Origin of the sequence: Bartonella sp. AA81SXKL (genome assembly GCF_042196945.1) — a bacterium.
Lineage (GTDB): Bacteria > Pseudomonadota > Alphaproteobacteria > Rhizobiales > Rhizobiaceae > Bartonella.
Genome location: NZ_JBHIRH010000001.1, coordinates 1 through 24,930, shown reverse-complemented (window position 1 = coordinate 24,930; position 24,930 = coordinate 1). Strand labels below are relative to the sequence as shown.

The following is a 24,930-nucleotide window of genomic DNA, read 5'->3' as shown; positions in this document are numbered from 1 at the left end:
GATTTATAATGATCATTGAGCCTTTTTAATTGAAATAAGAAAGTTGTAAGATTTTCTCATTTCAAATGTTCTTATTGCGCGATCATTTGCAAATCAATGGAAGTTCCTTTTTTTATGTCTTAAGTGGGCGGAAAACAATTGAGAAAAGAATAAAAATGCTTCTGTCTTTTCAAGGGATAAAGACTATCGTAGAAGCTAGATATGCCTGTTTTTGGGGCAGGGGTGGGTTTGTTGTAGGAGCCTTAGGCTAATGGGGGTTGTCCGTGTTGAGGAACGAGTTATGGCGTGGCTTGTCGCAAGGGGAGGGTAAGGCTATTGTAGAGGCCACAGGGGGCGTATATGAATGGTGCCGGATTACATTTTTTATTGAAATAATGGTGGTGATAGAGTTTATAGTAAGGGGATATATTCATGGGGGCACTATTGTTATCCCCTTCATGGGGGCTGTTCATGAAATGGGGGTGATGCGTGTTGGTTTGCAAGTGTTGAGAGATGTTTCTTTAAAACAAGCACGTGAATTGGCAAAAGTATTGGCAACATAAATATGCGATACGAGTGTTCTCTGGGGTGTTCTGTTTGACGATAATGGATGCAATTGTTCTTGAGAGGTTATTCGTGTCTTTATAAAGTCAGGGACAAACAGTTGCATAAAAGGGAAGAGCAAATGAAGGGGGAAAATTCCACATTTTATAACAAACGGTGCTCTCTTGTTTTTGGAAAATCATTTCGTTCTTATAAAGATCATATTATTATTTGTCTTATTTCTATCCTTATTGGGATAGGTTATAAAGCTCTTTTGATCCCATTAGAATCCAAGTGGACGTTGAGTGTATCACAGGATAGCACTCTTTTGGCGCTTTTTGTGCTGCGTGAAGTCATCATGGTGTGTGTTGTTGCCTTGATACCTGTTTTATTGGTGCTTTATCTCATCTTAACGTATTTGTTGAAAAAAAAGATTCAGCAGTTAGAAGAGGCTATCCAGCAACGGGGTCACACAACCGATCAACAAAATAATCCAGTAAAAAAGGATAGAGAAAAAATAAGCAGTTTTTTTATCGCATACCTTTGGTTGATATTTCTGCTAGAAATCTTTTTTCCTGCGGGTGTTGTCATGATCATTTTGGAATTTTATTATTTTGTTTTCAAGCGCGTGAGAACGTATTGTAGAGTGAAACGGGAATTAAAACGCATAAGAAAAGAGAACGATAAGGCGCTTGCCTAGCTATAAAGCGCTTTTGTCGCTATTGTGAGGGGGGAGAGGCAACGTTTAGAAGCTCTCGTGACACAAGAAGAGGGGATGGTTGGAAAATCATCAGGCAAAGAGGATAAAGAAGCCTATCAGGTTTGTAATGAGGAAGATGCTCTTAATCATTGGGAAGAGCAACCACGCTTTTAGAAAATTGGGGTTTTTTGTTGAAAACAAGGGAAGCGCCATGCATCGCACTTTTCGTGGTTCTTAAAAGAGCGGGCATGAGATAAAAAATGCGTTTTTCATAAAAAGGAAGAGCAATGAAGGGGAAAAATTCAGCATTTTATAATGGACTGCGCCATTTTTTCGAGAAAGATTATTTTTCTGTGCAAGAGTATGTTGTCATTTGTTTCCTCTCGCTCATTATTGAGTTGTGGAACAGGATTTTCTTTCTTGAGCTGTGGAACAGGATTCTCTCTCTCTCATCCTTGGATAGAAAAGAGTACAGCTTTTTCTCTCTTGAATTGTGGAACAGGATTTTCTTTCTCCCATCCTTAGGCAGCAAAGAGAACTTGACAGGGTGGCAGGATACACCCCTTTTTCTCTCTTTGTGTACGTTTTGGCAAATTATTACAGTGTGTGTTTGGGTCTTGTTCCCAGTTATGTTGATACTCTGCATAACATTGTGGCTTTTGTTGAGAAAAAATACTCAAAAATTGAAAGAAATAAACCAGCAACGGGGTAAAATAACCGATCAAAAGGATCGATATAAAGAAAGTGTGAACTGGAAAATGGACGATATTCTTGTCATGATATTTGTTCTCGTGCTTATGTTCGTGACAGTGTGGGTTGCTGTTATTCCCATGATGATTTTGGAACTTTATTATGGTGTCTTTAAGCAGGTGAGAACGTATCGCTGTTTAAGAAAAGAACTGAAAAACGTCTTGCAAGAACAGGATACAGCGCTTGAGAAGTCATGAGAGGGAAAAAATAATGAAGAAATTATGAGAGATTCAGCCTTTATAGGGATTGCTCTCTATACCATTTTGCCTCTGAGATGGTTTGGTGCTCTTTATGGGTTGTCCGTAAACATTGCTTTAAAGGAGCAGTGTTGGGTGGCATTGAGTGGAAGAAAAGCCGATTATGGATCAGTGTTGATTAAAGGGAATAAGAGCCCGTGGGGTTTAGAGCCTAGAGTGAGCGCTTGGGACTTACTTTATCGTTTGAGGCGTGAGGAAGGAACGGTTTTGCTCGTAGGGGCGCGCGGTATATGGGTTGTTTTCGTATTTTTAGGAGCCTTGTTCATTCAAGCTTTGAAATGAATCCTATTGAAGGTGGGGATGCAGGGTCATTTTCTTGAAAATAGGAGAATTTTTAGGAAGAAAAAGCTGAATTGTGACTATTGTTTATAGATTGGCGTGGTTTGAAAATCTTTATTGTTTGCAATGTGAGGAAGGTAAGAGGGTAGCAAGGTAGCAGGAATATTATTATTTTTATTATGACGCAATCCATAATGGTCTGTGTACTTTTCTTGATTTCGGTGATATTTGGGTTTTGCATCATCATAATGCGTAAATTGGAAAAAAAGATCCAGAAACGAGAAGAGGGAATCTCTGTGTGATAGCAAATAAGCTCTCTGTCACACGGGTCTTTTCAAAGAGTGAGAGGGGAATACATGAAGGAGCAAAATTGGACATCAGAGCAAGAAACGCATAAAGGAGCGCATTCTTTTTCGCTCCAGAAAGTGTTGCTCTCAGCAAAGGATTATAAAATTATCTTTGCTATTGCGGTTCTCATTATCATCTGGAGAATGGTTCTAGAAATACCAGGTGTATTAAATTGGCAGCTGACAGGGTGGCAATATGTTGTGCATGCCGTTCTCTTTAAAACAACGGACATCATAACGGTTTGTGCACTTTTCTTGATTCCGGTGATGTTACGGCTTCGCACCAAAGTGACGGGTGAGTTGCGAAAAAATATTCAGAAACTAGAAGAAGCAATCTCGGTGCGAGAGCACATAAGCTCTCTGTCGCACGGGCTTTGTAAAGACTGAGAGGGGAAAAATGAACAGTGATCCTATAGCCGTATTTCTATTAGATCCCCTGTTTTGGGTATTTATTGTTATTTGCATGATCATTATCATGCTTGTTTTAGCTCTTTATACCTCTGTCTTTAAACGGATGAAAATGAATTTCCAAGTGAAAGGCGAGCTGGAAAGAGTGCTTCAAGAAAATGATCTTGCAACGCAGCAGTTTTGGAAAGATGAAGCCGTGGTGCAGGAGAGGCGTTTGCAACTAAAGGAAAAAGAGTTCTCTGCCGATTATGATGATGATGAAATTCTCACGATAGAAAGTGCAACAGGGCTTTTAAAAAGCTTGGGATGGTCGGTGGAAATCGAGGGAAAGGGAGATTATTTGGCAACCCTCTTTTTACCAGATCGCGAAGTGCAGTTTCTTTATAACGAGAAACGAGTGGAAGAGTTTTCGCCTTTTGATCGCGGACTTTTAATTATGAGCGGTATTTTTGCGGCGGCTTGTCAGACGATTAATCCTCATAATTCTGGGGTTTTGCCAACAGTATTTATGAATTTTGTACCCAATGGATTGGAAATTTTTGAAGAAAAAGTGAGCGTCCAGCGTTTAAAGAAAGCACTCGATACAACTTTAAAATGGACAATGGAAGATGATTCTTTGCATGAAATGTTTCGCTCTCAATATGGTATTCCCCCTTGGGAAAAAGACTCTTTATCTTGGGCAACGGATGGAGACGTAGAGTTTGCACCTTATGCTTTGCTGCATCTTGCTGCTCTTGCCTTGCTGGGCGATGTTGAGACTTTAGCTTCTTATGATGAAAGTTTTACGGCAGGGGAGAAGCTTGGCTTTGATGAAACCATTGAAAAAGTCCATTTGGAACGCGCGATGGTGATCGCTCAAGAAGTGAAAAAGGAAGGAAAGTTCAGTTACGATCTACTGGAACGGGTTGCTGAGAAGTGGTCCATAGCCATGGACTATCAGCTTTTCAGAGTGAGATCCCCTAATACGTGTAATCAAAAACGAGATTTTCATAAAAAAATAGTCGAGAAGAAAAAACAAGAATTAAGGGAACAAGGGTTTGAAGGGGTGAGTGATGAACAGTTCGTGTTTGAAGCAGAGGGGGTAAAACATGCTCCTGATATTACTTATATTAAAGATGGTAAAATCGCATTTATGGATATAAAAATTGATTAGTTTATTCTCCTGTTGAAGAAAAGTACCCTTATTTGAAAGAAGAAAAGCGCCATGATTGAGGCGCTTTCACACCTTTCATACCAGAGCAAAATAAAGTGCTCGAAAAATCAAGAATAATAGCCAAGATTTTAAAAAATAGACTGAAAATGGCTTTATTCTCAAGAATAGAGGAGAAAAATCAATTATAAATTCTACTCTCTTCTTAAAGGCGGTCTCTTTTTTGTTAGAAAATGCTCATAAATCATTGCTTATTCAAGCGCCTTATTTAAGCGGTATGAGGGGAAGCTCTATTGACTAAAGTGCTATGGGAGGGAAGCTAGGGGGTAGAGCCTTTGTCATTTGAGGTGAGAGGAAGGCAAAAAATGGCATTTTTGAGCAGTGTTAAGCTCTTTTGCCTTTGAGGTATTTTTTGTCTTTTTAAGAAGTCCTTGCCAATGAAGCAGCGCTTGTTAAGCTTCAACAGTGTTTCAGTATGGTGATATTGATATAAAAAGTTATGGTGTTTTTGTGTTTTTCAGTCTGCTTCATGGAGATCTGTAAACCAATCCGATGACAGAGGAGATGCATGGTCATTTTCTTGAAAACAGAAGAATTTTTGGGAAGAACAAGAAGATTGCGGACCCTTATTAACGAAAGCGCTATGGGAGGGAAGCTAGGGGGTAGAGCCTTTGTCATTTGAGATGTGAGACAAGTAAAAATGGCACTTTTGAAGGCGATGATATTTGGCCAATAAAAATAAAAACACAATAAAAACTAAACTAAAACAGAGGAAAAATTAAACTAAAAAAGGCCCCATTTTATAAAGGGCCTTTTTATTTAAATTTTACAATATATACAAAATGTATATAACCTTACTTTAAGAACTTTTTGTATCTTATATTCTAGTAGCAACAAGTTGTACGAAATATATAATAAGTGATCCTAAAAAACCAGCTATTGCATTCAATAAATTTTCTGCTTTATCGTATATATCGTCGATTGATGCTTGTTCTGATGCGCTTCTATTACTGATTCTCAGTATATTCAATGTATCCGATGTGTCCATTACTTGTTTAACAAAATGTAAATTTGTTTTCTCAATAGTATAAGGAGCAACAATAGGAGAGGGTTGTTTATTGACTATACGATCAGATTTTTGAATCGCGAGAGCTAAACCACTTGTAATAGCCCCAGCTATGAAAAAATATCTGATATTCATAGTTTTTCTCCTATATTTATTTCGATAAATAAATATCGATACGTATCATATATAAATTCGATTTAAATAACTATAGTAAAAATACAACAATCACAAAAAAGAATAAACTTTGCCTACAAATTGACAAAATTTACCCTTAATTGCCTTAATGAATTCTTTCAGATTTGATTTTATGAAGGCGTAAAAAAGTTTGAAAGCTCTGTAGAGAAGTGGAATCCCATAAGGTGGGTGATACAATAGTTGCTAGCAAACTTCTTTTTGTGCCTTTGACCAAGGATTCATAAAAATGAGGGTTCATAAAAATGAGATGCGATGAAATTTGAGTAAAACCCTTGAAGGGAAGGATTCACTCTATTGAAGGCGGAGTGCATCTTTTCCATGGATTGGATACTGCTTCATGAGGGTTTGGCGGTATCCGTTGAGGGGAAGGATGCACTCTTTTGAGGGCTAGAGTGCATCCTCTTATAGATTGGATACTGCCTTTATGAGGGTTTGGCGGTATCCGTTGAGGGGAAGGATGCACTCTTTTGAGGGGTTGAGTGCATCCTCTTATAGATTGGATACTGCCTCATGAGGGTTGAGGCGGTCTCCGTTGAGGGGAAGGATGCACTCTTTTGAGGGGTTGAGTGCATCCTCTTATAGATTGGATACTGCCTCATGAGGGTTGAGGCGGTCTCCGTTGAGGGGAAGGATGCACTCTTTTGAGGGCTAGAGTGCATCCTCTTATAGATTGGATACTGCCTTTATGAGGGTTTGGCGGTATCCGTTGAGGGGAAGGATGCACTCTTTTGAGGGGTTGAGTGCATCCTCTTATAGATTGGATACTGCCTCATGAGGGTTGAGGCGGTCTCCGTTGAGGGGAAGGATGCACTCTTTTGAGGGCTAGAGTGCATCCTCTTATAGATTGGATACTGCCTTTATGAGGGTTTGGCGGTATCCGTTGAGGGGAAGGATGCACTCTTTTGAGGGCTGGAGTGCATCCTTTCCATGGATTGAATGCACTCTTTGGAGGCTAAAGTGCATCCATAGGGAAAGGCATATTCCATAAGAAACAGAGATAACCAAAAGATTTGTTTTTATATTTTATATTGATAGGTTGCTGTATTTGCGAGGGCTATTCATTCTTTATTCTCAATATTTAAGATGATTATGTGATAAGGGTTGTTCGTCAATACAATCGTAAAAGACGCTGAGTATTTTTATAAAAATTGAGATATTTTTGTGCCTTTTTCTTGTTTTTTTTGTGTTTACACAAGATATGCACGGCTTTTCAACAGTTTGTTTTTTTAGCTTTGCTAATGGCGATGGCGTTGGCTAAACACTTCAATCGTTTTAACTGCTTCAACACCGCCTTAAAAAAACAGTGCTTTATAATATGACAAAATAAGCTGTATAACTTTTGATTCTTACGCGATGCTAGAAAAAGGGGAATGTTAGGAGAGATGTTGTCTATATTCTTAGTTTATCTCTTAAGGTAGGAAGATTAACATATTTTCCGGATCTATTTTTATTCGGTTTGACGGTTAAAGAGCAATATCTGAATGGAATCACACTTGTCTCATGTTTTTATTCTCACGCTTTAGATTTTTTCTTATAGGGATTTTGTTTTTAATGGGGGATTTTGTTTTTTAATGGGAGGTTACGCGACTCACGTAAAACAGAATGTTCTAAATAGAATATATTTGTGTTGCACACTTACCTACTTGTTTAAAAACATTATGTTATCTTATCATCACAATTATATTGGTGATTGGGGATATTGGTAAATCTGATAATAGAGAAATCTCTTGCGAAGTGGATAAGTCCTTCTTTAAATTCTCATAAGGAAAAGCCAGTATACTATTATACTATTCGCGTCTCATATGATGACAGCCTTTGGCTCTTGAGCGTGTTCATAAGAGGCATTTTGATTCTTTATCTTTGAAATCTTTGAAGTGCGTTATTTCATATGTTTCTCATGTTTGTAATGTGGAAAAGACAAGGTGTTGATTGATGCAACATGAAATAAATTTAAAATGAGAGAATCCCTATGATATCTGCGTCTCTTAATTTTATATGGATAACGGGATATGATTATAAATCAATATGTTGTCGTGATACATCAACCTGTTGGGGGGCGATAAAGAAAGTTATCCAATAGTTAAGTCATTCTGTTATGCCGTAAAACACGGTCATTTGAGGTTTGGTGATATGAAGCAAGCTTCCTTGGATATGTTTTAAGTGTTTTTTTAAGGGCGTGGTGAATTTTTGAGACAGAGCAAGCTTCTGTTGCGCCTTGAGTTTAGCGGAAAACCCTGAATAGAAGCCAAGAGGGAATGGCAAACCAAGAGGGAAGTGTATCCAAGCTGTTTGTAAATCAGATTGAGTTAAGAATCTTTGTTCTTTAAGAATGGAACGCAAGTCAATTTGACAAAAGAATGATCTATTTTGCGGGTAAACCTTATGGAGGAATATCACAAAGCTCATAAGGAAGTGATTTAAGACAATACAGTTATAAAAAAGTACAGTCATAAAAAAAAGTCCTCCGTCGCAATCAGAGGACCAAAAAGCAGGAGAATTTTAACATTGACTCGCAGGACGTGTCAAAAAAGAATAAATTCAAAAGGCCGTACTAATACAAAAAAATCATACTTAAATAACCTACCACATTATAATTAGCAGAGAATTGAAAAAATAGCAATATAAAAAATACTTTTTACAAAAAAATTTTGTCATTTTGCATTAAAACTTAATACTTTTTTCAATTGAATATTTATTTTAAGACTCGATATTAATTAAACTATATTTAAAAATATTATGATGCATGCATGCATCTTGATAATATTCTTCAATCAAAAACGAATTAAGAGCCCCTCATGATTATAGGATTGATATGGGGGAAGGCTTTTTGTTTTTAAGAGTGTAGGGTGTATCTTAAGTATGTGAGGGGGGTGAAGTATTGTCCTTTTGGGTGGGGGGGCAAGGTAATGGAAATGGGGGCGAGAGCTGCTCAATGCTTGAGCCCGTGTGTGTGGGAAGGGCTTTAGAGGGGGCGGGGCAACATGGGAGGCCGCTTAAAATGGCGAGGAGGGGATTATTCAAAATGTTTATGGTTTGCATATCCCCAATGAAATGCGAGCAAGTCTAAACAATCTCGTAAATGATCGGCAAGAGAGTTTTGTTTGCGTTTTGAAGAACTTAATTCTTTTATCGCTTGTCCATAGCCGATAACGCGTTCAAGCAGTGAATAGCCAAGAATACCCAGTTGAACTTTGATTGTTCTTAAATGATTGGATGCTTCTATTTGACGTTCAATAGGGTGTGTGTACCCTTGGCTACAGGAAACCTTTTCACGGGTGTAGTCAAGGCTCATGTGGAGATCGGCTTGGCTTTGACGCCAGTAAAAATAAAAACGTTCTGCTGCTTTATATTGGGCTTTGCTGAGATGTCCTTTCGCATATAAAAGGGCAATGGGATGGCTTTGTGCATTGGCAATGGCATTGATGGTGCGCGGATTGCTGGAACTTTCTCGATGATTGGGTTTAAAATAAGGATTACTTGTTTCAACAGGGATTTCTTGCGTCTTTAAATGACCAATGTGCTTTCCTTGATCTTGATGTTCAAGCGGGCAGGTTTGCGTATTTTTTTTCTGCTTATGGGTCATAGCATCTCCTTAAAAATTTTAATTTTGCTTCTCGTTTTTAAAAAATGTTGCTTGCTCTAGGCAAAAGAGAGGGATGAGAGGAAGACATGTGTTGGAGTGTGCCGTGTGGGTATGCGCTCTTGGGGGTGACTTGGACTGTTGCGCTTGTGTGTGGGAGCCCCATGGATTTGGCTCTTGAAAAGAGAGGTGTTTTGTCGCATGGTGGATTTTCCTTGAATGACTTGATGGGGGAGGTGAGTGATGGCGCGCGGGCTTTTGTCTCTGAAGGGATTGGTGTTTAGCTGTATTGTGGCCTATGTCTCTGTGGCTGTTTATGTGGAAATGAAGGCGTTGGGGATGACGTGGGGCGTATTTTTACGAGCTGTGGCGTTTTATGGCATTCCCGGTATTTTCCTTATGTTGGGTTATGAAGTAATGCAGCGGCGTGGTGTAACGAAGGGTTTGTTCCTCAAGATGGTGTTGTTGAGCTTCATTTTGGCTGCTGTCTCTGATTTTGTTTATAAGCAAGCTGAGCATTTTGGTTTGGCTCAGGTGTGGTTTTCAAACAAGTGGGTGTTTTATGTCCTTTTGGGCTTTGTCCTTGCTCTTATTTATAGAGGGGCAAGGCGTCTTGGGTTTAGGATTTCATTCTTTGAAAAGGATTGATCTTTTGCTGCATTTTTGGCATGGTCTCTGATTTTTATTGATGAAGGAGCGGGGCGTATGGTGGTTGCGCGGGACATGTTTTTGAAGGGGCTGGCATTTTTCTGCGTTGTTGGCATGGTCCTTGGTTTTGCTTATGAAGATGCGGGGCGACCGGTTATGACGTGGGAGGTGTTTTGGCAGGGGGTGGAGATTTCTTGCATTGCTGGAGCGACCCTTTGTTTTATTGTTGTGGGAGCAGACCGTAGGACTGTATCGTGGGGCGTGTTTTTGAAGGCTGTGGTGTTTTGCACCATTGCTGTAGTGGTTCTTGGCTTTGCTTATAAGGGAGCGAAGCGTTTTGATATATCATGGGAATTTTTAGTGATAGGAGCGGTGTTTGTTGCATTGCTGGCGCTGTCCTTGGTTTTGCTTATGAGGGTGCGGGGTAAATGGATATCGCGTGGGGTGTGGTGCTTCAAGTGGGTGGTGTTTGCTTGCATTATTGGCACTGTCGTTGGGTTGGCACATGTGGGAGTAAAGCATATGGGCTGGAGCACGCATTGGTTCTTGAACAATGGGGTGTTTGCGGGCACTATTGGACTTGTTCCTTTTTTTGCTCTGGAGGGGGTACGGTGTATGCGTGTACTGTTGGGGTGCTTAAAAAAATGAGCATTTTTCTTTCCCACGGGCGTGGTCTTTGATGTTCTTTCTGTGAGGGGTATTTGATGTCGAACGATTTGATGTTTTGGCAGTGGTTGGGGTTTTTCTGCCCTTTGGCGCTCGCCTTTGTTTCTATTTATGTGGGAATAAGGTTTTTCGGGTTTACAAGGAAGGACTTTTTTAAGGGTGGGGTGCTTGCATTCTTTGTTGGCGTGACCTCTGATTTTGTTTATGCGAAAGCTGAGCATTTTGGTTTGGCTCAGGTGTGGTTTTCAAACAAGTGGGTTTTTAACATTCTTTTTGGCGTTGTCTTTGGTCTTATCCTTGGGCTTATTTGTCTAGGGGCAAAGCGTCTTGGGTTTAGGCTTTCATTCTTTGTAAAGGATTGATCTTTTGCTGCATTTTGGGCATGGTCTTTGGTTTTGCTTATGAGGGTGCGGGGTGTATGGTGGTTGCATGGGACATGTTTTTTAAGGGGCTGGTGTTTGGTGGCGTTGTTGGAGCTGTTGTTGGGTTGGCACATGTGGGAGTAAAGCATATGGGCTGGAGCACGCATTGGTTCTTGAACAATGGGGTGTTTGTGAGCAGTGTTGGATTTGTTCCTTTTTTGTTTTGGAGGGGGTACGGTGAGTGCGTGTACTGTTGGGATGGTGCTTAAAAAAATGAGCATTTTTCTTTTCCACGGGCATGGTCTTTGATGTTCTTTCTGTGAGGGGTATTTGATGTCGAACGATGTGATGTTTTGGCTGTTGCCTTGGTTTTTCTGCTTTTTTGCTCTAGCCTTGGTTTTTATTTATAAGGGAGCAAAGCGTCGCTCTGTTACAGGGTGGATGTTTTGGAGATGGGTGGTGCTTTATGGCGCCCTTGCCACCTACCTTGGTTTTATTTATGTGGGCGTGGGCAGGCGCGCTGTTGACGGGGAGCTGCTCTTGAAGGGGGCGGTGTTTTCTTGCATTTTTGCAACTGTCCTTGGTTTGGTGCATCTGGGCGTCAAGAGTATGCCTGTTGCTTGGCAAGTGTTCTTAAAAGCAGTTATGTTTTGTTGCATGATGGGCTTTATCCTGTGGTTTGCTGCTGTGGGTGTCAGAGATATGGATAGCATAAGGGCGGTATTCTTAAAGGGATTGCTCTTGACTGTATTGTTGAAAGTGCTCTTGGGGTTCTTTATACGCGAGCAAGGTGATACGGTGTTACAGAGGTTGTTGCGTGCTTTGAATTTTGTGCTGTTTTGCTGCATTTTGGCACTAATCCTTTTTTTTACCCGTCTGGGAGCAGAGAATCTAGGGTTGAGCTGGCTTTGGTTCTCGAATGATGGGATGTTTTCCTTTATTGTTGGATTTCTTTTTCCTTTGATTTATCAGGGTGTAAGGCGTGCGCGTGTTCTATGGGCTTGGTTCTTAAAGTAGGGGGTGTTTTTTTGTCTTATGGGTGTGATCTTTAATGGGCTTGCTGTGAGGGGTATTTGATGTCGAACGATTTGTTTTTTTTTGCTGTTGTTGGTGTTTTCCTACCTTTTTATTGTTGTCGTTATTGGTACTTATAAGGTTTCCAAGCGCTTCGATATTCCGTGGTGGCGGGCGGCGTTTTATTGTATTTTTGGTGTTTCCCTCTTTTTGAAGGAAGTGCTGTTTTACGGCGTTTTAGGAGTCGTCCTTTTTTTAGCTCTTTTGGGGATGGAGAGTATGGACATACCATGGGGACTCCTGTCCTTGATGGGGATCGTGTTTGCTGCACTGTTGGAGTGGTTCTTGATTTTGCATATGAGGGGGCGGCGAGATGGGGTGGTGACGCGTTGTTTGTGGTTATTGAAGGGGGTGGTGTTTTGCGCCGTTGTTGGAGCGACCTTTTTTTGTTTCCGTCTGGGAGCAGAGAATCTAGGGTTGAGCTGGCTTTGGTTTGCGAAGGATTGGGTGTTTTTCATCATTTGTGGATTTATCCTTCCTGTTGTTTCTGTGGGAGCAAGGCGTGCGCGTTTGAAGGCGGAGGCGTTTTTAAAGAGAGTGGGGTTTATGGGGTATTACAGATAACGTCGAGGGAATGATTGTTCAAAAGAACAGCGATAGCGGTAGGTTTGGGGATCAAACCAAAGCCCTATTTTGCCTTCAAAATCACCAGAACGTTGTTTGGCAATATTCATAATGACGCCAGGGCGTTTGGCTAAATCTGCTTTTTCTTGTGCGAGAGAAGCGGCAAAGATTTTGTCTTCTAACGGTCGATTGCGCCAAATGGTGATAATGTTAAAGGCATTGGCACCAATTTCTGAGGCGCCTTTAATGTCTTCTGTGCTGGGGATATCTTTATCCAGACCGCCTTTTCGGGCATGGGCTACAAGGTGAATATGTACATTGTTTAAAACAGCCCAATCAACCATTTTATAAACGGCTTGTTCTTGTCTTGCATAATCATCAGAGGCAATGCCAAGCCGCATCAAACTGTCGATGATAAATTGATCGCAGCCATAGCGCGCACGGCAATAGTCAAAGACTTCAAGCAAGGTATCTACGCTCGATTTGCCAACATGCTCATAAAGAATAAGCCCTTCGTCTAAAAAATGAAGAATCCGTTCAATTGTCTCTTTTGTAGGCTGTTCTAAGCCGCCCGTTTGTTTGGTTAAACGGCGAAGTGATTGTTCTCCTTTCATTTCTAGAGACGCTAAGCAAAGGCGACTCTTTTGTGCAATCCAATGGGGAATACAGTCTGATAATAATTGGCTTTTACCTGCACCACTCGCACCACTCCAGAGCGTTAATTCTGCTGGGCGGAAATGCAATTTGTCCTTCAGTTTAGGATAGGGAACCGTATAACCAAGATGTTTTTCAGGCTCTGGCCAAAAAAGCCCAATCACTTGATCTTTATAGTCTGAGGCGCGCCGTAAACCTTCTGGTGCAAAGCTTTGTGCTGAGGAAAAGGCGGCTTTTATGGTGGCTTTATCAATCCCTGCGGTTAAACAGTCATTGGCATCTTTAAGGGGTAAACGGACACGGTAGCAACGGTGGCGTCCAAGCCTGCTGGCAATCTCACGGGCTGCTTCTTCTCCGGGCTTGTCCATATCGGTGGCTAAAAAAATCGTTTCAAAAGATTCTAAATGATCAAATTCATTTTCAATCCAGTTGTGTTTGCCTCCACTACCTCCTCCAAAGGGAACAGAGACCGCCGGATATCCATAGGCGGCTAAGGAAAGTGCATCAATTTCTCCTTCAGTGATAACAATGATACGGTTTGTTGAAGAAAAAATGGGGAATGGCGCCTGTTGGAGCGCATGCGTGGGTGCCTGTTGGTGTGTGTGTGTAGAGGCGGGGTTGGTTGAGGGGGTGTTTTGGGATGCCTGTGTAGAGGCGGGGTTGGTTGAGGCAGTGTTTTGGGGCGCCTGTGTAGAGGCGGGGTTGGTTGAGGGGGTGTTTTGGGATGCCTGTGTAGAGGCGGGGTTGGTTGAGGGGGTGTTTTGGGATGCCTGTGTAGAGGTGGGGTTGGTTGAGGGTCCCTGCTGCTGAGGTGTGTGTTGGAATGCTTGCTGAGGTGCGTGCTGGGTTGCTTGTTGGGGCGTGTGCGTGGCGGGGTGGTTTGTGGGGTAAAGGGCTTGCCAACCAAATAAAATCGGTTCACATTGGGAGGCTGTTGGTTTGGTTTTTGCTCCTGCTTGTGCGAGCCGTTCTTTGACTAAAGCAAGGGTGCCGTCGGGTTTATAAAAGGGAAAAATGATTTTTTCACCATCTTCTCCTATGCGGTAACGCTTTATAATCTCTAAAGGAATGTGGCGTTTTTCGTGGAGATAGTTTTTTACAAGATTCTGCGGGCTCTGCCCTGTAGGAACCGGTGGACGGCGATAGGAACGATGGGGCGCCATAAAGGGTTTGGGGCGTGTCAGATTGAGAGTCGCGCGTGCTTCTTCTAAGGCTTGAGAAAGGCTAATGCCTTTGACTTCACACCAAAGGTCTAAAAGATCTCCTCCAGTGCCTTCTGCAAAATCATACCAAAGTCCTGCTTTACTACCACTCAAGCAAATCGATAAACTTTGACCAGCTTCACCACGTGTGTTGCCTACAATCCAATTGTTGCCTCGTTTGTGCCCTTGGGGAAGAAGCATTTCTGCTATTCTATCGGCTTGTGAGATAAGTTTTTGTTTGATTTCAAAAATTGTGCTCATGGTCATTCGTGATATTATTGTCGTTTTTCTCAAGATGTGAGAAGTGAGGACTCTGTTTTTGCTGTTCTCACCGTTTGATCTGATCGTAAAGTCCCGTAGTGCTATGGGGCTTGCCAGTCTACTTTGAGAGCTTCTTTGCCGCTCTTTTCTTGCCAATGGTCGCGAAACTTCTTGGCTTGCCAATGGGCTTGGCTCTCACTCAAACCTTCTGAAATGGCTGTGTTGATGTTTGTTTGCCAAGAGCATGGGGAAGTGGCGCCTTGGGAAAAGGAGGAAGGTGGAAAAGAGGAAGGGGGTGCAAGAAGGGTGGGGTGGATATGCCTGTGAGGGGGTGGTGCATGCTGGAGTCCTGTTGGGGTGTGTATTGGGGGGTATGCGGGGGGTGCCTGTGGGGGTCCTTGCGTGGGGAAAACGCTTTTGTGATGAGAGCAAAATGGTCGATGTTGTCTCGTTTTGCTGTGTGAAGAGCTTATTTCATTGTTGTTTTGCCGCCTTTTGTTTTGTTCTGTGTTATTTTGTCCGATGCTGTTGTGGTTTTGAAGCATTTTTGTCCCCGCGCTTGCTTGAAAAATACGTTGTTTTTGTGATGTCAAAAATTGTCGTTATAGTTGATCAAACTGCGGTAAAGCGTGTCGTTGTTCTCAGAGGTAAAAGATGAGGAGCCTCCCTGTTTTTGCTGTTCTTGCCGTTCGATCTCACGGCGAAACCAGTTGCGCCATGTGGCTTGCCAGTCTACTTTGAGTGCTTCTTTGCCGCCCTTGGCTTGCCAATAGTCGCGAAACTTCTTTTCTTGCCAATGGGCTTGGCTTTCACTCAAACCTTCTGAAACTGCCGCCTTGATGTCTGCTTGCCAATGCTCAGGAAGACGATGCCCTTTGGCAACTGAGGTTGTGGTTTTTTTGTTGGAAGAAGGAGGGACGGAGGCAGGAAGATTGCTGGGGGGAAGAGTGGTGGCAGATTTTGTTTTTCCCCCCGTGACAATTTGCGCGATAGGGGCGGGAGTGAACTCGGCTTGGGGAGCATTTAAAGGGGAGGCGTTTTTTTGCTCCGTTTCTTCTTGTGGAGGAGAAGGGAGAGGTGAATCAAGAGCCGGTGAGGGGGATGGATGATCGCTTTGTTCAAAGTTCTCTTCGAAGGAAAAACAAGGTTCTGTCTCATCAAACAAAATTTTCTTTTCTAAAACACCGTAAGGTGTTTCCTTTTCTTCTGCCTTTTGAGCTTTTGAGTTTTGTGCAACATCTTTTGGACTTTCGTTAAGCAGTTGTTGCATCTCTGCATTGATTTTCTTGCGTTTTTTTGCCGAAGAACGACCCGCAAAGGATTTTTGTTCAAGCAATTTTTCACGCTCTTGAAAAACATTTTCGCAACGCTTGTTCCATAATCCATTGGCTAAATTTAAAATCTTACCCTCTTGGATGAGCATCTCTAAAACATTAACAAAAGTTCGCTTGTCACAACCACAAAGACGCGCTAAACGTTCTTTCGATATTTCTAAAGGTCGGCCACGGGCATACATTTCATTGAGAAGAATCGTATAGATTCCAATTTCGTGTGCGCGCATCCCACGTACACCTCCTAGAAAGTCATTTTGATACCAACAAACATATGGAAGCCTAGACGATTCATAATGAGGAGTTTCTTGTTGATTAGCGTGTTTCATACTGCAATCTACTTTCTTCTTTTTTATACATTTTTATTGATGATAAAAGCTCAAATAAGGATTTAACTTGTGTTGTTTTTGGCTCTGTTCGATGATGACTAGAGGCTTCTTTACGATGCTTATAAATGATTGGCTGTGCTTGAAGCGCATGCAAACTTACGATTTAAGATTGCGGTGATGGAAAGAATAAAGAATACCACACATTCTCAACGTACTTGCTTTTGGGCAGAAGCTTTGGAGGTGGTCTTTTATATCCGGTAGGGTGGTTAAAGTGTTTTTATGATCTAAAAATAAAAAAAATTCCCCCTAAAAAGTAAAATTTGTTTCCTTAATTTTATCCTTTTTAGAGGATAATGCAAGCCCGTTTTATAAAAAGGACGTGTTTTTTTAAAAAGACGCGCTATATGGTGAAATTATGAATATCGATGGTTGGCGTCAAAGATTAAGAATCGCTTTGGAAAAAAGTGGGCGGTCAAAAAGATCTATCTCCCTCGCTGCCGGTAAAGGTGCGGGGTACCTTCATTCTATTCTTTCTGAAGGAAAAGAACCAACAATCGAATCTCTCTCGCGAATTTGTCACGAAATTAATATCAGTATGAATTATATTCTTTACGGTAAAGGGGCTAGCCCTGAAGATAAAGAATTTATAGAGCTTATTTCGAAACTCTCTCCGCAAGAGAGACAGGCGATTTTGACTCTTTTGCGGCGACCAATTGACGAAGCTTCAAAATAACTTCCTTCTGTGCTTTTGAATCAAGGCGACTCCAGTGTTTTATTAATATTATGTCACTCATTTTATCTCTCCTGTGTGTTTATAATTGCAATTTTGTAAGAACAAATAGAGAACAACAAAGGGGCATGAGAGGAACAAAGAATAATAGATTTTTCTTTACATATGTCATTTGAACCCCGTAGATATTTAAAATATATCTTTTATGAAGGATAAAATGGTTGACATCTCTCCTATAGAGGATATAAGACTAACGCTATATTTAGTCTTGTCAAGACAAGGCTATGCTTTATCAACTATCTAAAGGGGGAAATCATGAAAAATATTCCATTCGTTAAAGAGGATGAAATCATTATCGTTTTATGCGAAGAGGAAAATCCTTGTACTTATGAAGGAACAATCGACGAAATCGAAGAAGTGCTCGAACTGATTGAAGAATGTGAAACTGTTTATAGAGTTTTACGACTCGATCTGACAACTTCTCATGCTGAAGATATTACGGAACAAATCGCTGATTTTTATGTCGAAAATCATGAAATGAATGAAGAAAATACACAATTGCAGCCTTTCATTTTGAATAGTGAAGCTTATCATGCTTGTTTGAATGAAAGAGCGGCTTGCGATTATGAAGATAATCTCTATGGCTCTTATGAAAAACAGCATCGTTTACGCCCATGTGATGTCTTGACAGATTATTGGTGGTAAACATGCCAAGTTATCTCAAGACTTCGTATCAAGGGATTCCGCTTTATTATGCTGGAAATATGCGAAATTTAATCAGACTCGAACCACAAAAACACAACGCTATACTTTTTATATCGCAAGAAGTGGCTCAGTCTATGGCAAAAAAATTGGAGGAAGAATATTGCCGCCATGATTTTTCCGTCGTGCAGTAGCAGGGTTGAAAAAGAAGCCGCAATGATGGGCCAAAGTGCTTTTTCATTGCGGTGACAATGGTGCACGTTATGCTTTCGTTCTTGGAGGGAAGCTTAGGGGAGCCGCTTTGGGGGGGAGAGCTTTGCGCGGGGATTTTCTTAGCCGATATGGGAAAGGGGGGCATGAAGAAAAGAGCCTATATATGAGGAATTGTGGGCGCTTGTGTGGGGGAAGTTGCCGGCTGGTTCATTAGGGGGATAAGGCAATGAAGGGGCAGGTCGTCATTCAGTGACTTGGAGTGATACGGAAAGCATGCTGGAGAACAAAAATGAAGGCTTAGGGGGAAGAAAAGCAGCAGTACAGACAGGTTCCAACCTATAAAAAGGCAAGTTCAAGGGGAAAGAGCCGGTTTTTGTGTTTTTTTAGGGCACAATATTGAAGGATGTTGTTGTCTTTAGTCCGTGTGAGGGAAACAGCTTAAAAAAGGTGAATGCTTTAAAGAGGATATATTACAAAACACCTTAAAGATGAAGGGGAGAAATACTATGCCAATCATTATCGATTGTATTCAAGGAACAGAGGAATGGCAGCAAGCGCGTAATGGTTTGATTACGGCTTCTTTGTTTGAGATGGTTATGGCGCAAAAAAAACAAGGGCAAAAAACGTCACGCTATCAGAGTGTGATGATGAAATTGGCGGGAGAAAGAATTACCGGAAAAACCGTTGATGAAGGAACAACACTTTCTATGCGACGTGGAACAGAATTAGAACCAAGCGCACGACAGCTTTATGGGAAACTGACACATACAGAACCTGAATGTATTGGCTTTGTTTTGGCAGATGATCGCGGACAAGGATTTTCCCCCGATGCTTTTGTGGGAAAAAATGGCTTATTAGAAATTAAAACAAAAAAACCTGAAATTTTGATCCCTCATTTCATGCAAAAGAGTTTTCCAGCAGAACATAAAGCACAATGTCAAGGGGGATTATGGATTTCTCAACGCGAATGGGTGGATTTAATGCTCTATTGGCCGGATATGCCCCCTTTGATTAAACGGGCTTATCGTGATGAAGCGTATATTTGCAAACTTGAAAATGAAATTAACCGTTTTAATGAGGCGTTGGAGAAGATGGTACAGCAAATTAAATCTGTTGGGACAGGTTTTCATATAAGAACAGAAATTGCTTTGAAGGAGGGGAAAGAAAGGGTGCTTGGAATGAAGACAAGGCGTATGCTGGAGGGGAAAACGAGAATGAGACGGGGTGGGAAGGGATCTTGTGTAGCGTTGAGGAGAGGCAAAGTTCTATAAAAAGGAAAGAGCAGAGGGGGAAAAGAGTTGGTTTTTATGTTGGAGGAGGGTGCCAAACAGGGGGGCAGGGAAGCAGGGAGCATAGCGAACTTAGGGGACAGAAATGTGAAAGCATGGTCGGAAATGGGGGGAAAGGGTGCTTGGAATGAAGACAAGACGTATGCTGGAGGGGAAAACGAGAATGAGACGGGGTGAGAAGGGATCTTGTGTAGCGTTGAGGAGAGGCAAGCTTTAGTCATAAGGCAAGAAGTAAGCGGAAAAGCAGGTGGGTGTTGAAGGGAGAGAGACTTCGCGTGACAGCTATTGCTTGGGAAAATGGAAGAAGGTGTTTCAGAGGGGCAGTCAAGTGAAAAATAAGAGAGATAAGGAAGTACTTTGGGGGAAGATGTTAGGGAAGTGAGATAGGGGATGTGGGGTGCGGTTCTGTCCGCTTTTGTGTTGTGCCGTGTTTGGGGGCGCGATGAAAGGCCCCCATGATGGCTAAGTTGCCGGACAAGTGCTTTTTCATTGGAGAGGAAATGGTCCTTGTGGTGCTTTTGTTTTTTTGGGAAAGAGTCGTTTGAGGGGCGTTTTTTAGCCAATATGGGGAAAAGGATGTAGGGACATGAGAAAAAGCCTGTGTGGAGTCAAGTAGGCTTGTTGGGGGAAAGATTGGGGGGCAGGTTGTGGAAGAAAATAGAAGGGTAGGGAAAACGGGAGAATAGGGAAAGAACGGATAGAGATATTATAATCTTTATGTTTTTCTACACTACCTTGTTATAGAAAATCAAAAATGACCACATTTTGTGAATTCACTGTGGGGCTGATCTTAAAGCTCTTCAAAAGCACTGATCAATAGATACTTCTCCATATAAATTTGATAAATGATATTAGTATGAGCCCGAAGATAAATGCACCAATCTTTACCAAATATCCTTTTATGCTTATGAGAATTAATAACCCTATACTTATTTATTCAGAATATCTTCCATGTAAAATAAAATTATAAAATACATTACAGGTATTATTCCACAAATAATGAAAATTACATACGCGATACTATCAATTACACGCTTGGTATTATCTTGTCGTCTGTTCTCTTGGTTTCTACTAATTTCAGAAGCCTTGTGATTATCTTTAAAAGTTTTATGATAGAACTGATTGTAAGCAGCTCTCTTTTGAGGACCTTTAAGAACTTCATAGGCTTCACAAATTTTTCTGAATTTTTGTTCTGCTTCGGTACTAGAATTATGATCAGGGTGGTATTGCAGAGCTAATTTACGAAAAGCAGATTTTATCTGTTTATCGTTGCATTCGTAGCTTACACCAAGAATTCCATAATAATCGTCTTCATTGACTATCATTAAATACAGCCACTTTGTGTATTGCTCTTATTTTATAAGATCGTTTAATTGATCTCTTTTGAATGTATCAACATGTGTTATTTTTATGTTAGAAATATGGTTAAAATCGTATTGAATGGCATGGCTGTACTTGGGGCTATTGTCTCTAAATGAGAGGAGATACAGTTCAAAACGCTTAAAAATGCAGGGTGTTTTTAATATTTTAGAAATATTTTTTTACAAAAATAGATTAAAAGAGAGACGATAAATCAAATGTAAAAGGGACGGCAATAATAGCCAAGGTTGTCATTATTGTAAATAAACAGGCAGGAACCTTAAATCTAAAACGCCAAAGTAAACTTATGGGAACAGACATTATCGTTGTTATTACGAGTGCTACGATAAACCATTGCAGGAATAAGTTCATTATATTAATTTCATTATTAAAACGATTTTGTTTTAGTTCTTCCTCTGAAACACAATCGATAATAGAAACGCCATAATAAACAGGAAATTTTCCACTTGGACAAGCGCTAACAGAAAATTGTTCAAGCTCTAACCATTCTCTTTCGCGTTCTTTTTCTAATAGCTTCTTTTTTATTTTCTGTCTTATATATTCTTTTGAAATACAATTGATCGGAGAAGTACTTCCAACAAAAAGACCATCTGTTGTACATCCACTCGTTGTATGATGCGTAAATAAAACAGTGCTTATTGCTATAGCAAATAAAGTGTTTAAACAGAGGGTATTTATTGGCTTTTGTTTCTAACAAGCTTTTATAAGTCATTTCTGTTAAATAAATCAATATGTGTTATTTTTGTGTTGAAAATATATGTAAAAACGTATTTAATAAAAATGGTTATAATGATCATAATGTGTCTAAACAAAGGTGTGGTACTGGCTAAAACCCCGCATATGTGGGGTTTTAGCTTATTGGAGGAGGTATGACAGCAGAAAATATAAGGGGATCTGTAGCCAAAATGGTTGTCCTAGGGTGGGGAGAGTAGGGAATATCCAAAATACTCCAAATGAAATATACTTGTTGTTGTACATTCACGCACTTGTTTTAATAAAGATATCTCGCTCTAAGCTCATTTCACAGCCATTTTATGCCGGCGTTCGTAAATTTCATACTGGCGCTTGTGAATAATATCGTGAGGGGTATAACGGTCAAGCCCCGTAGATTATAAAGTCCGTAGATTATACCCCCCAGAGATTATAAACATTGCGCACCCTATCTTACTTTATGAAAAAGTAAGTTGGTACTATTGGGGGGCCGTTGCCAAAATTGCGGCATGGGCTGTAGCTCTTGAGACGATTCATAATCTCGTTTACTGGGAGGCTTTTTACGAAGAGATATGCTTTTCTTGGAAAGTTTCTCGCCATACGGATCTTTCTGCTTGTGAAGTGTAAGCGAAGAGGGGTGATTAATTTCAATAGAACAGAGGGAGAGAGCTTTTCACTCTTGGGGCTCTTATGCAAGACGAATAACGCTATCCGTATCAATCAAAGTATTCGTATAAAAAAGATGCGTGTTGAAAGAGGGATGGCTTAGAGCACGTGGAAAATCATAGTGTATAAAATTGGTAATGAGGGATCTTCTTTGAAACGGCGGGCTATCAATTTTCTGCCATATGGGATGCCTAGTATATGGGGATGCCTGTCATATGAGATGTTTGCCATATGGGAGCGTGGGGTGCTTAGTGAAAGCTTTATTGAGGGGATTTTATCACTGTTTGGTTTTTGCTTTTGGTAAGGGGTGGGGAGAATGGGAAAGGCGTTGAGAGGAGGTTCTGGAAATGGCTCTGTTAGATCTGTTGTAAATGACGAATAGGATCGATGAAGCTTATTCTAATTTTTACAGGGAATACTTGTGTTGCTTGAGGTGGATAGAGAGGCTGGAAAGATAAGATTATTCGTTTTGGGGCGGATAAAGGTATAAATGGGATATGTTCAAACAATGAGTTTATAATAACTCATTATTGAGATTCAATTTGAATTTCAATGAGAGCCCGAAATAGTGTGAGATGTTCTTATTTCAACCCTTCTTATTCAGACGCTCTTATATTGAATCAAGTAAAATCGTTTGTTTGCATATTACAAACAGGGTGAGCTTGTGGGGAAAAATATTCAAGAAATAAAATATTGAAAAAATAAAAATGTCTATACCGTCTCAAGTGCTAAGAGCTGTTGCAACAGTGAGGCTTGGTAAAGAGAAGGATAGGGCAAATCTTACAGAAAGGAAAGAGGGGGGAGGCAAGGAAAGGGGAGGCAAGGGGTGGGGGGATATTCTTTGGGGGGCGGTCAATTTCAAAAGCCATTCGCAAAGCATTTTAGAGATTAAGTGTGTCATTGAGTCCATTGATTTTGAAGCTACTGATTTTGAGGCTATTGAAACGCATGGTTTAAAGGATGGAGGATTTGATGAAGCTGATGGAGGTTGGGGGAAAAGATTTAGGCTTATAGGGAAGACTTATAAGGGCAAGAAGAGAGAGGCAAAAGAAGAATAAAATGGTGCTGCGAGAGAGGATTGAACTCTCGACCTCTCCCTTACCAAGGGAGTGCTCTACCACTGAGCTACCGCAGCCCTTTTCAATCTTTGCGCTGTCTTGTGCCATATTGTCAGAAAATAGGCAAGAGAACATTTGTATATTCTTGCAAGAAAACGTATCTTATGTCATGACATATGTTTCTTATATGCTTAAATATTTAAGGTTATGAGTTGCTTGGATAGAAGCTCAACACTGTTTAAAAGGTTGCGCAATGACACAAATGCATCAAAAACAAAAACAAAATGAAATTAATCATCAAGATGAAAAAGCAAAACGACGTCAAGAAAGATTGGCACAACAATTGCGTCAAAACCTGAAACGTCGAAAAGAGCAAAGCCGAAAAAGAGCACAACCAGAGCTCTAAAATGCAAAAAGCTCTAAAATGCAAAAAAATGTTTTTTAGTAAATTTTTGCAACCAAACTTCTCAATAATTTGTTCTCATAGTTAGAATGCGTTCTAAAACGATTAATAAAGCATAACTTCCCGAAGGGGGACAATCCTTTGGAAGGGCAGGCACAAAGGAAAAGAGGGAAAACACGATGGATTCTATTCAAATTGTTGGGGGAGAAAAACTTCAAGGAACAATTCCTATTTCTGGGGCAAAAAATGCTGCATTGCCTCTTATGATTGCGGCGCTGCTTACAGAAGAAACGCTCACTTTAGAAAATATTCCGCATCTGGCCGATGTTGAATTGCTTATTCGTATTCTCAATAATCATGGTGTTGGATATGCCGTTGATGGACAAGAGTTTAAAGATGAATGCGTGAATTCAAGAACAATTCATTTTACGGCGCAAAAAATAGCTACAACACGGGCACCATATGAACTGGTGAAAAAAATGCGTGCAAGCTTTTGGGTTATCGGACCACTGCTTGCACGATGCGCAGAGGCTTATGTTTCGCTTCCTGGAGGATGCGCTATTGGAACAAGACCTGTCGATTTTATCCTTGAGGGACTTAAAACTTTAGGCGCACAGATTACTATCGAAAATGGATATGTTCATGCAAAAGCGCTAAAGGGGTTAAAAGGTGCTCACTATCGTTTCCCTAAAGTCACTGTTGGTGGAACCCATGTGCTGCTGATGGCGGCGACAATGGCAAAGGGAACAACCACTCTTGAGAATGCGGCTTGTGAGCCAGAAGTGACAAACCTTATTCGAACCCTGAATGCTATGGGGGCTCAAATAACCGGTGAAGGAACAACAACGCTTACAATTGAAGGGGTTAAAAAACTCAACGGTGCTAGAGTACGCGTTATTGCTGATCGAATCGAAGCGGGAACATATGCAATGGCTGTTGCTATGACGGGAGGAGATGTCTTTCTTAAAAATGCAAATCCTAATCATCTCACAAAAGTGCTTAAGGTGCTCCAAAAAACAGGACTCGAGATTCAAATAGAACCTCAAGGAATTCATATTAAGCGAAATCCAAAGAACACCAAAATTATGCCCGTTGATATTAAAACAGGACCTTATCCTGCTTTTCCAACTGATCTCCAAGCGCAATTCATGGCGCTCATGACACGGGCTGAAGGAATCGCGCATATTACAGAGACGGTTTTCGAAAATCGTTTTATGCATGTTCAAGAACTCAATCGCTTAGGGGCACAGATAAAGCTTGATGGGCAGACGGCAACTGTCTATGGAACAGAGAATTTGCAAGGGGCTCCTGTCATGGCGACGGATTTGCGTGCTTCTGTTTCTCTTGTGATTGCAGCATTGGCAGCAAAGGGAGAAACAATCGTCAATCGTGTTTATCATCTTGATCGTGGATTTGAGAGATTAGAAGAAAAA

Annotated in this window: 26 protein-coding genes, 1 tRNA gene and 2 pseudogenes; 21 read left to right on the top strand and 8 right to left on the bottom strand. The window is 40.9% G+C overall.

Annotation, left to right across the window (positions count from 1 at the left end; translation table 11 throughout):
* Nucleotides 1-263: 263 nt before the first annotated feature.
* The 6 genes from ACFINZ_RS00145 (at nt 264) to ACFINZ_RS00120 (ending at nt 4,416) form a co-directional block, all read left to right on the top strand.
* Nucleotides 264-542: a hypothetical protein gene (locus ACFINZ_RS00145; protein ID WP_375633354.1), complete on the top strand. Its 279-nt coding sequence runs from the start codon at nt 264-266 to the stop codon at nt 540-542.
* Nucleotides 543-664: 122 nt separating this feature from the next.
* Nucleotides 665-1,222, top strand: coding sequence for a hypothetical protein (locus tag ACFINZ_RS00140; RefSeq protein ID WP_375701093.1), 558 nt, complete (start codon nt 665-667; stop codon nt 1,220-1,222).
* A gap of 539 nt (nt 1,223-1,761) precedes the next feature.
* Nucleotides 1,762-2,169 (top strand): hypothetical protein, encoded by a 408-nt coding sequence (locus ACFINZ_RS00135; protein WP_375701092.1) that lies wholly within the window; start codon nt 1,762-1,764, stop codon nt 2,167-2,169.
* A 24-nt stretch (nt 2,170-2,193) separates the two neighbouring features.
* Nucleotides 2,194-2,511 carry a hypothetical protein gene (locus ACFINZ_RS00130; RefSeq protein ID WP_375684088.1) on the top strand — a complete coding sequence of 106 codons (318 nt, stop codon included), beginning with the start codon at nt 2,194-2,196 and terminating at the stop codon, nt 2,509-2,511.
* A 353-nt stretch (nt 2,512-2,864) separates the two neighbouring features.
* Nucleotides 2,865-3,242: a hypothetical protein gene (locus tag ACFINZ_RS00125; RefSeq protein WP_375684089.1), complete on the top strand. Its 378-nt coding sequence runs from the start codon at nt 2,865-2,867 to the stop codon at nt 3,240-3,242.
* 10 nt (nt 3,243-3,252) lie between these two features.
* Nucleotides 3,253-4,416: a DUF6990 domain-containing protein gene (locus ACFINZ_RS00120; protein WP_375684090.1), complete on the top strand. Its 1,164-nt coding sequence runs from the start codon at nt 3,253-3,255 to the stop codon at nt 4,414-4,416.
* Nucleotides 4,417-5,290: 874 nt separating this feature from the next.
* Here ACFINZ_RS00120 and ACFINZ_RS00115 read toward each other — a convergent pair.
* The 3 genes from ACFINZ_RS00115 to ACFINZ_RS00105 form a co-directional block, all read right to left on the bottom strand.
* Nucleotides 5,291-5,614: a hypothetical protein gene (locus tag ACFINZ_RS00115; protein ID WP_375684091.1), complete on the bottom strand. Its 324-nt coding sequence runs from the start codon at nt 5,612-5,614 to the stop codon at nt 5,291-5,293.
* Between the two features lie 2,145 nt (nt 5,615-7,759).
* Nucleotides 7,760-8,125 (bottom strand): hypothetical protein, encoded by a 366-nt coding sequence (locus tag ACFINZ_RS00110; protein ID WP_375636910.1) that lies wholly within the window; start codon nt 8,123-8,125, stop codon nt 7,760-7,762.
* A gap of 562 nt (nt 8,126-8,687) precedes the next feature.
* A complete protein-coding gene (locus ACFINZ_RS00105; protein WP_375633347.1) occupies nt 8,688-9,257 on the bottom strand; it encodes a hypothetical protein in 570 nt (189 codons plus the stop codon).
* Nucleotides 9,258-9,343: 86 nt separating this feature from the next.
* On the opposite strand from ACFINZ_RS00105, the gene ACFINZ_RS00100 reads away from it, so the two are divergent.
* The 7 genes from ACFINZ_RS00100 to ACFINZ_RS00070 all read left to right on the top strand — a co-directional run bounded on the left by ACFINZ_RS00100 (nt 9,344) and on the right by ACFINZ_RS00070 (nt 12,568).
* On the top strand, nt 9,344-9,538 hold the full coding sequence (locus ACFINZ_RS00100) for a hypothetical protein (RefSeq protein WP_375671803.1): 195 nt from the start codon (nt 9,344-9,346) through the stop codon (nt 9,536-9,538).
* A complete protein-coding gene (locus ACFINZ_RS00095) occupies nt 9,498-9,902 on the top strand; it encodes a hypothetical protein (RefSeq protein WP_375671804.1) in 405 nt (134 codons plus the stop codon). The genes ACFINZ_RS00100 and ACFINZ_RS00095 overlap by 41 nt, the downstream gene beginning before the upstream one ends.
* 15 nt (nt 9,903-9,917) lie before the next feature.
* Nucleotides 9,918-10,550 (top strand): hypothetical protein, encoded by a 633-nt coding sequence (locus ACFINZ_RS00090; protein WP_375671805.1) that lies wholly within the window; start codon nt 9,918-9,920, stop codon nt 10,548-10,550.
* 56 nt (nt 10,551-10,606) lie between these two features.
* Nucleotides 10,607-10,930, top strand: a complete 324-nt coding sequence (locus ACFINZ_RS00085; RefSeq protein ID WP_375613616.1) for a hypothetical protein — start codon at nt 10,607-10,609, stop codon at nt 10,928-10,930.
* Nucleotides 10,931-10,950: 20 nt separating this feature from the next.
* Entirely contained in the window at nt 10,951-11,199 is a 249-nt protein-coding gene (locus tag ACFINZ_RS00080) for a hypothetical protein (protein ID WP_375701091.1), read from the top strand.
* A gap of 64 nt (nt 11,200-11,263) precedes the next feature.
* Entirely contained in the window at nt 11,264-11,947 is a 684-nt protein-coding gene (locus ACFINZ_RS00075; RefSeq protein WP_375684093.1) for a hypothetical protein, read from the top strand.
* Nucleotides 11,948-12,040: 93 nt separating this feature from the next.
* On the top strand, nt 12,041-12,568 hold the full coding sequence (locus tag ACFINZ_RS00070; protein ID WP_375684094.1) for a hypothetical protein: 528 nt from the start codon (nt 12,041-12,043) through the stop codon (nt 12,566-12,568).
* Here the strand turns inward: ACFINZ_RS00070 and ACFINZ_RS00065 are convergent.
* From ACFINZ_RS00065 to ACFINZ_RS00055, 3 genes and pseudogenes are all read right to left on the bottom strand, one after another.
* Nucleotides 12,562-14,685 (bottom strand): annotated as a pseudogene (locus ACFINZ_RS00065) (toprim domain-containing protein); the annotation flags it as partial. The gene ACFINZ_RS00070 and the pseudogene ACFINZ_RS00065 sit on opposite strands and share 7 nt — an antisense overlap.
* A gap of 101 nt (nt 14,686-14,786) precedes the next feature.
* Nucleotides 14,787-15,230, bottom strand: coding sequence for a hypothetical protein (locus ACFINZ_RS00060; protein WP_375701122.1), 444 nt, complete (start codon nt 15,228-15,230; stop codon nt 14,787-14,789).
* Nucleotides 15,231-15,274: 44 nt separating this feature from the next.
* Complete coding sequence (locus tag ACFINZ_RS00055; RefSeq protein WP_375684096.1) at nt 15,275-16,345, bottom strand: DUF1376 domain-containing protein; 1,071 nt, start codon at nt 16,343-16,345, stop codon at nt 15,275-15,277.
* Nucleotides 16,346-16,760: 415 nt separating this feature from the next.
* Between ACFINZ_RS00055 and ACFINZ_RS00050 the strand changes: the two genes are divergently transcribed.
* The 5 genes from ACFINZ_RS00050 to ACFINZ_RS00030 all read left to right on the top strand — a co-directional run bounded on the left by ACFINZ_RS00050 (nt 16,761) and on the right by ACFINZ_RS00030 (nt 19,456).
* Entirely contained in the window at nt 16,761-17,078 is a 318-nt protein-coding gene (locus ACFINZ_RS00050) for an XRE family transcriptional regulator (protein ID WP_273790852.1), read from the top strand.
* Nucleotides 17,079-17,390: 312 nt separating this feature from the next.
* Nucleotides 17,391-17,780 carry a hypothetical protein gene (locus tag ACFINZ_RS00045; protein ID WP_375633340.1) on the top strand — a complete coding sequence of 130 codons (390 nt, stop codon included), beginning with the start codon at nt 17,391-17,393 and terminating at the stop codon, nt 17,778-17,780.
* 2 nt (nt 17,781-17,782) lie between these two features.
* Nucleotides 17,783-17,971 (top strand): hypothetical protein, encoded by a 189-nt coding sequence (locus ACFINZ_RS00040; protein WP_273790850.1) that lies wholly within the window; start codon nt 17,783-17,785, stop codon nt 17,969-17,971.
* A gap of 525 nt (nt 17,972-18,496) precedes the next feature.
* Nucleotides 18,497-19,261, top strand: coding sequence for a lambda exonuclease family protein (locus tag ACFINZ_RS00035; protein ID WP_375684097.1), 765 nt, complete (start codon nt 18,497-18,499; stop codon nt 19,259-19,261).
* Between the two features lie 36 nt (nt 19,262-19,297).
* Entirely contained in the window at nt 19,298-19,456 is a 159-nt protein-coding gene (locus tag ACFINZ_RS00030; protein ID WP_375684098.1) for a hypothetical protein, read from the top strand.
* Between the two features lie 914 nt (nt 19,457-20,370).
* Here ACFINZ_RS00030 and ACFINZ_RS00025 read toward each other — a convergent pair.
* A pseudogene (locus tag ACFINZ_RS00025) lies at nt 20,371-20,604 on the bottom strand (DnaJ domain-containing protein); the annotation flags it as partial.
* 2,139 nt (nt 20,605-22,743) lie between these two features.
* Here ACFINZ_RS00025 and ACFINZ_RS00020 point away from each other — a divergent pair.
* The gene (locus ACFINZ_RS00020; protein WP_375634529.1) at nt 22,744-23,094 is read left to right on the top strand and encodes a hypothetical protein; all 351 of its coding nucleotides are present in this window, start codon (nt 22,744-22,746) and stop codon (nt 23,092-23,094) included.
* Nucleotides 23,095-23,096: 2 nt separating this feature from the next.
* Here the strand turns inward: ACFINZ_RS00020 and ACFINZ_RS00015 are convergent.
* A tRNA-Thr gene (locus ACFINZ_RS00015) sits at nt 23,097-23,171 on the bottom strand.
* Nucleotides 23,172-23,347: 176 nt separating this feature from the next.
* Here ACFINZ_RS00015 and ACFINZ_RS00010 point away from each other — a divergent pair.
* Both ACFINZ_RS00010 and murA read left to right on the top strand, forming a co-directional pair.
* Complete coding sequence (locus ACFINZ_RS00010) at nt 23,348-23,500, top strand: hypothetical protein (protein ID WP_375607050.1); 153 nt, start codon at nt 23,348-23,350, stop codon at nt 23,498-23,500.
* A 176-nt stretch (nt 23,501-23,676) separates the two neighbouring features.
* Nucleotides 23,677-24,930: UDP-N-acetylglucosamine 1-carboxyvinyltransferase (gene murA / locus ACFINZ_RS00005; RefSeq protein WP_375701090.1), on the top strand; the 1,254-nt coding region annotated here is incomplete at its 3' end.